The sequence below is a fragment of the Pseudomonas sp. GM18 genome, assembly GCF_000282195.1.
In the GTDB taxonomy this organism is placed as follows: domain Bacteria; phylum Pseudomonadota; class Gammaproteobacteria; order Pseudomonadales; family Pseudomonadaceae; genus Aquipseudomonas.
The window spans coordinates 15,713-27,498 of the sequence record NZ_AKJT01000113.1 but is presented as its reverse complement, the minus strand read 5'-3'; the positions used below and the strand labels follow the sequence as shown (position 1 = coordinate 27,498).

The window sequence follows — 11,786 nt, the reverse complement described above, 5'->3', positions numbered from 1 at the left end:
CGCGCCTGTGGGCGCTGCCGCAGGCTGCGATCCTGGCAACCTCAGGGTTTTCCCGAAATAACTTTCTGGCCTTGCTCCACCGTCCAGGCCACCACCTGCGCCGTCAACTGGTCGCTGGCCTGGCCAAACCCGGCGACAACCGCCGGCACTTTCACATCGCTCAGCGGCTGACGCACTTCAAAGCGCCGACTGGCGAGGATGCGCTGGTCATACCCACGCACCAGCAACGCATCCAGCCGCACGACCACGCTCGCCGCCGTGCCCTGGTATTCGGTCTGGAACGCCTGCAGGTTGCCGCCCAGCTCCAGGTCCGCCTGCAGATTGCTGTCGTCGGTGCTAAGCAACGGCACGCGACCGTCACGCTGGAAACCATCGAGCAGACGATTGCGCAACAGCACCGGCGCCGGGTCGCTCCAGCGCGAAGCCTTGTAGCTGCTGATCAGGTCACCCTGGGGGATCACGGCGATTTTCGGATTGTTCAAGGCTTCGCTGGTCTGAGGCTTGGCCAGTCGCAACGACCAGTGCAGCATCGCACTGTGATTGGCCGGTGCGCCGCTCTGGGCCGAGGGCAACCGGTAGACATCGGATGGCTCGGACTTGGGCAGAATCGAGCAGGCACTGGTCAGTGCAAAACCGGCAGCCAAGGCTAACGGGATCAGCTTCATGGCGTGAACTCCTTGTTCTTGTCACTGCCCAGCAGGTAACCGCTGGGGTTGGCCTCAAGCCGCTGGGAAATGGTGCGCAGCGAGCTCAAGGTATCGCGCAACTCACGCACTGCCGGTGCCAGGCCATTGAGGCCCTGCATGCCGTTGTTCAGGGAATCCTGATTGGTGGTGAGCAGTGTGTTGATGGTCGCGCTGCTCTGTTCCAGGGACTTCATGGCTTGTTCGGCACTGCCGAACATCTGCTTGCCCTGAGCGTTGAGCAGGCCGTTGGCGTTGCGCATCAGCGCAGCGGTTTGTTCGAGTGTGGCGGAGGCCTGTTTACCGATCGACGCCAATTGCTGCATGGCCTGACCAATGTCGCTGCGCTGGTCGGCGATGATGCCGGTGGTTTGCTCCAGATGTTCAAGAGTCTTGCTGATGCGATCGACGTTTTCCGAAGAAAACATCTGATTGGCGTTCTGCATTAATACGTTCACACCGGTCATCAGGTCATTGCTGTCGCTCATTAACCGGGCGATGGGTGAGGGCGCTGCCACGATGGTCGGCAAATTGCCGTCCTTGCCCTTGAGCGTCGGACTTTGCGGCGTGCCACCGCTGAGCTGAATGATCGAGGTGCCGGTGATCCCGGTCAGCGCCAGTTTGGCCTGGGTGTCTTCCTTGATCGGGGTGTCTCCGCCCAGGCGGATCCGCGCCAACACCCGGCGTGGATCGTTCGGGTCCAGGCGCAGCGTCACTACGTCGCCGACCTTGATCCCGCTGTACTGCACGGCGCTGCCCTTGGACAAACCGCTAACCGCCTCATTGAAAACGATTTCGTAATCCTTGAATTCGGTGTCGACGCTGGACTTGGCCAGCCACAGACCGAAGAGCAGGGCGCCTGCCACCACTATGACGGTGAACAGGCCGATCAATACGTGATGGGCTCGGGTTTCCATGTCAGACCTCGTTGAGCTGGTTAGCGGCCGTCAGCGCCGCGCGGCCGCGAGGGCCATGGAAGTATTCGTGAATCCACGCGTCGTCGGTTTCCGAAACCTTGTCGATGGCGTCCGCCACCAGTACTTTCTTTTGCGCCAGCACCGCCACCCGGTCGGTGATGGTGTAGAGCGTGTCGAGGTCGTGGGTGACCAAAAACACACTCAAACCCAACGCATCGCGCAAGGTCAGGATTAACTGATCGAACGCCGCCGCGCCAATCGGGTCGAGGCCGGCGGTGGGTTCGTCGAGAAACAGGATGTCCGGGTCCAGTGCCAGCGCCCGGGCCAGGGCGGCGCGCTTGATCATGCCGCCAGACAGTGAAGCGGGGTACTTGTCGGCCGCCGACAATGGCAATCCGGCCAATGCCAGTTTCACCGCCGCCAGGTGCTCGGCGTCGGTACGGCTCAGGCCAGCGTGTTCGATAAGGGGCAGGGCGACGTTCTCGGTCACCGTCAGCGAAGAGAACAGGGCGCCTTTCTGGAACAACACACCGAAGCGCCGTTCGACCAGCGAGCGCTCGTGCTCCGACAGGCTCGGCAAGTTCTTACCGAAGACCTTCACCAACCCTTCGCTGGGTTGGCGCAAGCCGACGATGCTGCGCAACAGCACCGATTTGCCGCTGCCGGAACCGCCGACCACCGCCAAAATTTCGCCCTTGTACAAATCCAGGTCGAGGTTCTCGTGCACGCTCTGCCGGCCGAAACGATTGCACAGCCCACGGACTTCGATCACCGCCTCGGTAGGCGCTCGGGGTAGACGACTCACCAGCCCATCTCCATGAAAAACAACGCAGCCACGGCATCGAGGACGATCACCACGAAAATCGACTGCACCACACTCGACGTGGTGTGCGCACCGACGGACTCGGCGCTGCCGCTGACCTTGAAGCCTTCAAGACAGCCGATGGCGGCGATCAGGAACGCAAAAATCGGCGCTTTGACGATCCCCACCAGGAAGTGCTGAACGCCAATGTCCGATTGCAGCAGCGACAGGAACATCGCCGGCGAGATATCCAGCGACAGCGCACAGACTACGCCACCGCCGACAATCCCCGACAACATCGCCAGGAAGGTCAGCATCGGCAGCGCCACCAGCAACGCCAATACCCGCGGCACCACCAGCAACTCCATCGGGTCGAGACCGAGGGTGCGGATCGCGTCGATTTCTTCGTTGGCCTTCATCGAGCCGATCTGCGCGGTGAACGCGCTGGCGGTGCGGCCGGCCATCAGGATCGCGGTAAGCAACACGCCGAATTCCCGCAGAAAAGAGAACGCCACCAGGTCCACGGTAAAAATGCTCGCGCCGAAGCTCGCCAGCACGGTCGCGCCGAGAAACGCTACCACAGCGCCCACCATAAAAGTCAGCAGGGCGACGATGGGGGCGGCATCGAGGCCGGTCTGCTCAATGTGGGCGATCATCGGCGTGAGGCGCCAGCGTTTGGGGCGCAGCAGCCCGCGCGCGATGGTTTCCAGGATCAGGCCGACGAAACCCAGTAGCTGCTGGGTGTCCTGCCACACCGCATCGACCGCGCGGCCAATGCGAGTCAGCAGTTGAATGCCGACGCTGATTTCCGGCTCTTTGATCGGCACGCAGAAATCAGTCAGAGAGCAATACACCGTCTGCAGCAAGGCGCGATCGGCGGACGAAAGGGTGCAATCAGGGTGTTCGGCGGACTTGCCCAGACGCTCGGAACCCAGCAACTCCACCAACAGCGATGCACCCGCCGTGTCCAGGGCACCGAGGCCGTTGAGGTCGATGGGGGTGTTGTTGTCGTATTGGCCACGGAGCTTTTCGCTCAGGTGGCTGAGATCGGCGTAATGGGCGAGCGTCCAGTCACCCGTAACCCGCAGCAGAGCTGGGATGTGCGAGGTGTCCAGTCGGGCACTGCCGGGCGTTGTGCTGCTGGTCATAAGCTCCTGCTTGTTCGGCAATTGCGCAGACCAGATTAATAGCACGAACCGCGTTACTTATCTTTGACGGGTGTGCTGTCCATGACCTTGAAGCGCAGCACGCCGATCAGCTGGCCGTCTTCGGTGAGCACCCGAACCTGCCATTTGCCCGCGGGATTGCCGGGGAAATTCTGCTTGTGGGTCCAGGCGCGGTAGCCCTCCTTGCGCCCGCCGTGGATATCCAAAGGGATGCGGTCGACCTCTTTACCGTTGAACATCCAGACGTGATAAATCCGCTCGTCCAGCCCCCGTGGGGCATTGATCGCGGTGTAGGCGTACAAACCGTCGCCACGAATCTGCTCGGCGTTGACTTCTTCCAGGCTCTTGCCGGGGGTGCGGTCCTGCATTTGGGTGCTGATCGCCACATCGGTCATCCACAGGGTGGCCGGCGGAACCCAGGAACGCAGCACCCAACCGACAGCGCCGATGCCGACAGTGATGCTGAGGATCGCCAACGCATTGCGCACGGTCCGAATCGGGAAGATCGACGCCAGGCTCGGGAACGACAGCACCATGGCGATGCCCAGCGCCAGTTTGAAGCTCTGGGCGGTGGTCAGGTGCAGGATGACGGGCAGGGCAGTCAGCAGCGCCGCGAACAGGGTCAGGGTGTGCAGAGCCAGGAACGCCCAGCGGCGCGGCGCCAGCCATTTGTAGTAGAGCGGGTCGATGATCGAAATCAGCGCCGCCATGCCCAACAACCCCGTGAAGAACAGTTGGCCGCTGTTCCAGGTGGTGGTGATGAAAAAGAACGGCAGGACGAAGAACAGGCTTTCCTGATGGATCATCTGCGTCGCATAACGCAGCAGGGGCTGGGGTATTTCGCGCTTGAAGACCTTGGCGAACAACTCGGTGAGGCTGTTTTCCAGCATCAGCCAGACCCAGCTGACCAGCATGATGGTAGTGATCCAGGTCGCCAGGCTTTGTTGGCGATCCACCAACATGAAGCTGCCGACCCCGGAAATGAAACCGCCGAGCGCGATGACCCCGGGATAGCGCTTCATCAATTCCAGGATGCGCTGTATGTACAGGGTCAGAGTCGGCATTCGGCGGTTCACAATAGTCGTGGGAAAAATCCCCGACAGGGTACCGTCCGAGGGGCCCCGTGGCGAGGGGGCTTGCCCCCGTTGGGCTGCGAAGCGGCCCTAAAAAGGGCCCCTCGATTTATCCGGCACACGCATCGGCCAATTTTGCGACTGCTGCGCAGCCGAACGGGGGCAAGCCCCCTCGCCACACAAAACCCGTTGCCACAGGGAAAAAACTACTTTTTGCGGTGAACACGCCAACCCAATACGCCAAGCACCATCAATCCAAATCCCCCGGCAATCGCCCACATCAACTGGTCATAACTCACCAACGGCTTCTCGACCCGCAAATACCCCGGTTGCAGCAGCAACTCACGCATCGCCTGGTTCGCCTCGGCCAGCGTCACTTCTTGCAGTGCCTTGGCCGGGTTGGTGAAATGGCCGTCCTCATAGTCCCCAAGGGCGCTCCAGTAGTAATCCGCCAGGGCGCTGTTGCCTTGCACGGCCCAGGCCTGACGGGCGATGGCGGCCTGCTTGAGGCGGGCGAAGGTGGTGGCGTCGAGACCGTTCTTGAGCAGATCGGCCTTGAGCTCATCCAGCACCTGTTCAGCTGCCGGCACGTCGCCGCGTTCAAGGTCGGCGTTCAGGCTCATGAAGCCCACTCCGCCAAACACCTCACGCTCGGCCGAGGGCCCGTAGGACAACCCATGGACCAGGCGCAGTTGGCGATAGAGCGCCCAGTCCAGGTAGTCCTTGAGCAAATCGAACGTTTCGTCGTGCTGGTCTTCCTGCACCGGCTCCGGCACCAGCCAGTGCAACTTGGCGCCGCCACCGACAAAACCGTGGCTCAGCGTGCGCTCGTGGGCCGCGCTGGCCTGGATTACCGGCAAGGGCAGGTGATCGGCAGGCTCGACGGCTACGAGCGCGCCATACGCCCGCTCCAGATAGGCCGGCAGCAGGCGGTCGAGCTCGCCGACCACGATCAGGGTCATGTTGTTGGGCGCGTACCAGGCTTTGCGCACCTTCTCCAGTTGCTCGCGGGTCAGGTGATCGACTTCGGCGCGCTCCGGGCATTTGAGGCCCAGTTCCACCGCCAATTGGTTGCTGGCGGTGTGGCCCAGGTCCTGGCGATCCAGCCAGCGTTGCAGGTGTGAATAATGGCCACCGTCTTCGCGCTCGACCACCTGCTTAGCGACGTTGATAGCGTTGTCGTCGATACGGGTCTGGGTCAGCAGCGCCAACAACAGATCGAGGGCCTTACGCTGGTTTTTCGCCGGTGCTTCGATGACGAACGTGGTGTCGGCGTTGCCGGTGTAAGCGTTCCACTCACCACCCAGGGCCTGCATGCGCTCTTCCAGACCACCTTCGCCGGTGGCGTCGATACCGCTGAACAGCAAGTGTTCGAGCAGATGCGGCAGCTCCTTGTCGGCGCAGCTGAAATCATCCAGACCCACGCCGACCACCAGCCGGATTGCCACATGCCCGCGCTCGGTGCCCGGTTTGAGGACCAATTGCAGGCCGTTGGGCAGCGTATAGCCCTCTACCTGAAAGCGATCCAGGGCAAATGAAGGCAGGGCGCCGAGCAACAGACAAGCGAATAGCAGACAACGCATAACGAGTTTCCGTACGACCAGCGTAAGTACAACAGACTTCAGGCAACTGTGGACGTTCAGGGTGAATGAGTGATGTCAGCCAAATCGTCGACCGCCAGAGCACCGGTGTCCGAAGTACCCAGCACCGCATAGGCACTGCTGCAAAACAGTGAATTCAGGCGTCTCATGTCGGCGATCAGCTCCAGGTGCAACGAACTGGTCTCGATGCTTTGCACAATCTTACGGTGCAAACGACTGACATGAGCGTGGGCCAGGCGGCGTTCCTGTGCGCGAAAGCGACGTTTCTCCCGCAGTAACTGGCGAGCACTTTCCGGGTCTGAACTGAGGAACACCGACAACCCCAGGCGCAGGTTGGCAATCAGTTGGCTGTGCAGCCCCGCCAACTCCTCCAGACCGACCTCGGAAAACGACCGGCGCTGCGAAGTTTTCTGCTGCTGAACCTTGCGCAGCATGCGTTCGATCACGTCGCTGGCCAGTTTCAGGTTGATCGCCAGCTCGATGGTTTCCGCCCAACGTTTGCTGTCCTGTTCGCTGAGGTCTTCGCGGGGCATTTGCGCCAGATAGAGTTTGATGGCGCTGTAGAGCGCTTCGACATCATCGGTCAGGCGCCGGATTTCCTGGGTAACGGCTGTCTGTTTGCCGCGCAGCACGGCGAGCATGGCTTCGAGCATGCTGTCGACCAGATCGCCGATGCGCAGGGTTTCCCGGGCGGCATTGGCCAGCGCCAGACTCGGGGTCACCAACGCTGTCGGGTCAAGATGCCGCGGTTTGGCCGTGCCGTTGATGTCCGGCCGCTCTGGCAGCAACCACGCACAGAGCCTGGCCATCGGCCCGACGCTGGGCAGCAGGATCAGGCAACGTGTGGTGTTGTAGAGCAGGTGGAAGCCGATGACCATTTCCTGAGCGCTGAAGTCGAAGCTGTCGATCCAGTGCACCAGCGGATCGAGCACCGGAATGATCAGCAGCAGACCAATCAGTTTGTACAACAGGCTGCCCAACGCCACCTGACGGCCAGCGGCGTTCTGCATGCTGGTGCTGAGGAAAGCGAGAATGCCGCTGCCGATGTTGGCGCCGATCACCAGGCCAATGGCCACGGGCAGACTGATCACATTGGCACCGGCGAGGGTTGCGGTCAGCAGGACGGCGGCGAGGCTGGAGTAGGAAATCATCGCGAACAGCGCGCCGACCAACGCATCGAGCAGGATGTCGCCGGTCAGTGAGGCGAAAATGACCTTCACCCCCTGAGCATGCGTGATCGGCGCGGCGGCCTCGACGATCAGTTGCAGCGCCAGAATGATCAGCCCCAGACCGATACTGACCCGGCCCATCTGCCCAACCCGGGTCTGCTTGCGCGACAGGAAGAAAATCACCCCGAGGAAGATCAGCAGCGGCGACAACCACGACAGGTCGAGGGTCAGTACCCGCGCCATCAGCGCGGTACCGACGTCGGCGCCGAGCATGGTCGCCAGGGCCGGGGTCAGCGCCATCAGGCCCTGACCGACAAACGAGGTGACGAGCATGGCGGTGGCGTTGCTGCTCTGGACCATGGCGGTCACCATGATCCCGGCGATAAACGCCAGCCAGCGCCTGGACATGTTCTGGCCGATCACGTGGCGCAAGTTGGAGCCATAAACCCGCAGGATGCCGGTTCGGACGATGTGCGTGCCCCAGATCAACAAGGCCACGGCCGATAACAAATTGAGCAGGGTGAGCATACAGGCCCCCTGTGGTGGTAGCGCCCCAGTGGGGCAAGTTGACGGTACCGCGTTTTTTACGTTTTGTACTTAAGCTGTAGTTGGCTAACGGTCTGGACGCCAGCATCGCATAGCTAAAGCAGCGATTGAAACAAAACTGTCATAAAAACAGTTTGATGCGGACATGACAAAGGGGCCCGAAGGCCCCTTTGTCACAGCAGGGTGTTCGGGTTATTGGCCCGGAACATCCTTGCGCAGTTTCACTGGCTCTTGCTGCAGCTTCTTCTTTTTCATCATCGCGGTGCGCATCTTGATGTTGACCGCTTCCACCGCCAACGAGAACGCCATGGCGAAGTAGACGTAGCCTTTTGGCAAATGCACGTCGAAGGATTCGGCAATCAGCACGGTACCGACCAGCAGCAGGAACGACAGCGCCAGCATCTTCAGCGACGGGTGCTTGTCGATGAATTCGCTGATGGTGCCCGAGGCCCACATCATCACCAGCACGGCAACGATGATCGCCGCGACCATGACCGGCACGTGGGAAACCATGCCCACCGCCGTGATCACCGAGTCGAGCGAGAACACGATGTCGATGATCGCGATCTGGATGATGGTGTAGAAGAAATTGCCGCCCTTGCCTGAAACCTCGTCGCCGCCTTCGTCTTCGCCTTCCAGCGCGTGGTACATCTCTTGCGAGCTTTTCCACAGCAGGAACAGACCACCGAAGAACAGGATCAGGTCACGCCCGGAAATACCCTGGCCGAACACTTCGAACAGATCGGAGGTGAGGCGCATGACCCAGGTGATCGACAGCAGCAACAGAATCCGCGTGACCATGGCCAGCGCCAGGCCGAAGATCCGGGTGCGCGCCTGCATGTGCTTGGGCATGCGGCTGACCAGGATCGAGATCATGATGATGTTGTCGATGCCCAGGACGATCTCCAGGGCAGTCAGGGTGAAGAAGGCAACCCAGATTTCAGGGTTGGTCAGCCATTCCATGTGTATTCCTTTGAGGATGTGTTTAAACCACGAAGGGCCCAGGCTTCAAACAGCAAAGCCTGGACCCGTCATGGTGAGTCTTGGGCTTATAGCGTGCTGAACAGCGGAAAAATCCCCATCAGCAAGGCTGCCGCCAGTATGCACAGGCAAACCAGCACTGCCCACTTCAGGGTGAACCGCTGATGGTCACCGAATTCGATACCGGCCAGGGCCACCAACAGGTAGGTCGATGGTACCAGCGGGCTCAGCAAATGGACGGGCTGACCGACGATCGAGGCACGTGCCATTTCTACCGCGGTTATACCGTAATGACTGGCGGCTTCGGCAAGTACTGGTAACACGCCGTAATAAAATGCGTCGTTCGACATGAAGAACGTGAACGGCATGCTCACCAGCGCAGTGATCACGGCCAGATACGGGCCGAGGAAATCCGGGATGACCGCCAGCAGGCTCTTGGACATGGCGTCGACCATGCCGGTGCCCGTCAGGATACCGGTGAAGATACCTGCGGCAAAGATCAACCCGACCACCGCCAACACGCTACCGGCGTGGGCCGCAACGCGGTCCTTCTGCTGTTGCAGGCAAGGATAGTTGACGATCATCGCGATACTGAACGCCACCATGAACAGCACTGGCAGCGGCAACAGGCCGGCGATCAAAGTGCCCATCAGTGCCAGGGTCAGCGCGCCGTTGAACCAGATCAGCTTTGGACGACGGGCATCCGGGAACTGCGAAACGCTGATTTCGCTGTGGTCGATTTCATCACCGACCAGATGCAGTTCACCCAGACGCGCACGCTCACGTTTACCGTAGACGTAGGCAATCGCCAGAATCGCCACCACGCCGGCCAGCATCGCCGGAATCATCGGCACGAAGATCGCGGACGGGTCCACGTGCAGCGCACTGGCCGCACGAGCGGTCGGACCGCCCCAAGGGGTCATGTTCATCACGCCACCGGCGAGGATGATCAGACCGGCCATGATCCGCGGGCTCATGCCGATGCGGCTGTAGAGCGGCAGCATGGCGGCCACGCAGATCATGTAAGTGGTGGCGCCATCACCGTCCATGGACACGATCAGTGCCAGTACGGCGGTACCGACCGACACTTTCAACGGGTCGCCCTTGACCAGTTTGAGGATCTTGCGCACGGCCGGGTCAAACAGGCCGGAGTCGATCATCAGAGCGAAGTAGAGAATGGCGAACATCAGCATCACGCCGGTCGGCGCGAGTTTGGTGATGCCTTCGAGCATCATCGGGCCGATCTTCGGCGAGAAACCGCCGAACAGGGCGAAAATGATCGGGATGATAATCAGGGCGATCAGCGCGGACAGGCGCTTGGTCATGATCAGGAACATGAACGTGATGACCATGGCAAAGCCAAGGAAAGTCAGCATAGGAATACTCCAGGCGTAGCGCGGCTAGGGAATGGGCGAACCGATGGGGTCAGCGCAGAACGGGAAGCACAAAACGTACGGGCGGAGTTGCAGCGAAGAGGCGGATAGGAGCGGACATCAGAATCACCATTGTTGTTGTTAAATGGGCCGGGCGGGCGATAAAACACTCGCGTTGGCCAACCGGTCTTTTGCCGGCAGTGGGGCGATCCTAATCGGGGAAGCTTTCAGCCAGCTTTCGCGGATGAAAGCATTGAGCGAATGTACGACCGGTCGTCGGCCGGGTTTAAAGTCTATAGATACGGGGTCAGGAGCAAGACATGGGCGAACCCATGCAGGATATCGCCCACTGCCATTGCTCGATTTGCCGACCGGCGAGGCCGAAGAACAACTCTGATCAGAAAACAGACAGGTCCAGCGGCCGGATCGCCCCCATCCAGATCGCGTGTTCGGTGTGGTCGAGCAGATCGTTGCCGGTATCCGGGTGCAGGAACACCACCAACCCCTTGCGATTGAGCGCCAACCACGGCAACACCTCGCCAAGGTATTGCGGCTCGAAGGCCAATTGGCAACTCCAGTCCGGATGCGGGCCGACCAGGCGCTCGTGCACGCGGCCCATCTTCAGTGGAAACAATTGCGCGGCCTGCTCACACAAGGCCCGGGCCTGCGGGAGGGTGTTGGCGTCGAAATAGACATGGGCGTGGTAGCCCTTGATCTGTTGCATCTGAAACCCCTTTGAACCTGGTCGAACCCACACCGTTCCCCACAGGTCTTACGTTATATAGGCAGGACGTTCGGAGCACAGCCATGAAAAATGCCGAAACCCCGGTAGTCAAGGTAGTGCTTTATGGTGCCATGAGTAGCCTGGGCAGTGCGCTGATGGCGGAAATGCTGCGGCGCCAACATGAAGTGATCGCGATTCTCGACGACCTGACAGCACTAGCGCCACGCCCCGGATTGCGCACCAAGGCCGGCGACCTGTTCGATGCCAAGCGGGTCAAGCAGAGCGTGGCCGGCTGTTCGGCGGTGATCTGCCTGCTCGATGCACCGGGGTTGCCGATGAGCAGTGAACATGTCGAGAAATCCATCGTGCCCGGCCCGGTCGAGCAAGTGCTGGCGGTGGATGCACTGATCGACGGCATGCAGGCCGCAGGCATCTCCCGGCTGTTTCTGGTGGGTGATTTCGAGGTGCTGGACGATCCGGAGATAGACGACCCATTACAACGCCACGCCGCCGAAGAAATCCGCGAGGCTCTGCAAAGCTGCCCATTGCACTGGACCCTGGTGAATGCTCCTCGTGGTGTGCCGGGGCTGTCCATCGAGCATTTCAGTCACATCAGTACGAGCCTGGAACTCGGCCTGGCTGAACCGCTGGAACGGTTGCACCGCGTTGCCGTCGGGATTGCCGATGAGTTATGGCTGAATTTGCATGTCGGGGAGCATGTGAATTTTGTCGCGACTTCGGAACCGTAAAG

Annotated in this window: 11 protein-coding genes; 1 reads left to right on the top strand and 10 read right to left on the bottom strand. The window is 60.8% G+C overall.

Features of this window, described 5'->3' with window-relative positions; translation table 11 throughout:
* Positions 1–41 precede the first annotated feature (41 nt).
* The 10 genes from PMI21_RS02590 to PMI21_RS02635 all read right to left on the bottom strand — a co-directional run bounded on the left by PMI21_RS02590 (position 42) and on the right by PMI21_RS02635 (position 11,035).
* Positions 42–665 (bottom strand): ABC-type transport auxiliary lipoprotein family protein, encoded by a 624-nt coding sequence (locus PMI21_RS02590; protein ID WP_007941537.1) that lies wholly within the window; start codon positions 663–665, stop codon positions 42–44.
* Positions 662–1,600, bottom strand: a complete 939-nt coding sequence (locus PMI21_RS02595) for an MlaD family protein (RefSeq protein ID WP_007941536.1) — start codon at positions 1,598–1,600, stop codon at positions 662–664. The genes PMI21_RS02590 and PMI21_RS02595 overlap by 4 nt, the downstream gene beginning before the upstream one ends.
* Before the next feature lies 1 nt (position 1,601).
* Entirely contained in the window at positions 1,602–2,405 is an 804-nt protein-coding gene (locus PMI21_RS02600; protein WP_007941535.1) for an ABC transporter ATP-binding protein, read from the bottom strand.
* The gene (locus PMI21_RS02605; protein ID WP_007941534.1) at positions 2,402–3,550 is read right to left on the bottom strand and encodes an MlaE family ABC transporter permease; all 1,149 of its coding nucleotides are present in this window, start codon (positions 3,548–3,550) and stop codon (positions 2,402–2,404) included. The genes PMI21_RS02600 and PMI21_RS02605 overlap by 4 nt, the downstream gene beginning before the upstream one ends.
* Before the next feature lie 53 nt (positions 3,551–3,603).
* Entirely contained in the window at positions 3,604–4,632 is a 1,029-nt protein-coding gene (locus tag PMI21_RS02610) for a DUF5924 family protein (protein ID WP_007941533.1), read from the bottom strand.
* 215 nt (positions 4,633–4,847) lie between these two features.
* Positions 4,848–6,224 (bottom strand): M16 family metallopeptidase, encoded by a 1,377-nt coding sequence (locus PMI21_RS02615; RefSeq protein ID WP_007941532.1) that lies wholly within the window; start codon positions 6,222–6,224, stop codon positions 4,848–4,850.
* 56 nt (positions 6,225–6,280) lie between these two features.
* Entirely contained in the window at positions 6,281–7,939 is a 1,659-nt protein-coding gene (locus PMI21_RS02620; RefSeq protein WP_007941530.1) for a Na/Pi cotransporter family protein, read from the bottom strand.
* Between the two features lie 210 nt (positions 7,940–8,149).
* Complete coding sequence (locus tag PMI21_RS02625; RefSeq protein ID WP_007941529.1) at positions 8,150–8,920, bottom strand: TerC family protein; 771 nt, start codon at positions 8,918–8,920, stop codon at positions 8,150–8,152.
* A gap of 86 nt (positions 8,921–9,006) precedes the next feature.
* Positions 9,007–10,314: a CitMHS family transporter gene (locus tag PMI21_RS02630; protein ID WP_007941528.1), complete on the bottom strand. Its 1,308-nt coding sequence runs from the start codon at positions 10,312–10,314 to the stop codon at positions 9,007–9,009.
* 394 nt (positions 10,315–10,708) lie between these two features.
* A complete protein-coding gene (locus PMI21_RS02635; RefSeq protein ID WP_007941525.1) occupies positions 10,709–11,035 on the bottom strand; it encodes a DOPA 4,5-dioxygenase family protein in 327 nt (108 codons plus the stop codon).
* Between the two features lie 83 nt (positions 11,036–11,118).
* Between PMI21_RS02635 and PMI21_RS02640 the strand changes: the two genes are divergently transcribed.
* Positions 11,119–11,784 carry an NAD(P)-dependent oxidoreductase gene (locus PMI21_RS02640; protein ID WP_007941522.1) on the top strand — a complete coding sequence of 222 codons (666 nt, stop codon included), beginning with the start codon at positions 11,119–11,121 and terminating at the stop codon, positions 11,782–11,784.
* Positions 11,785–11,786: the final 2 nt, after the last annotated feature.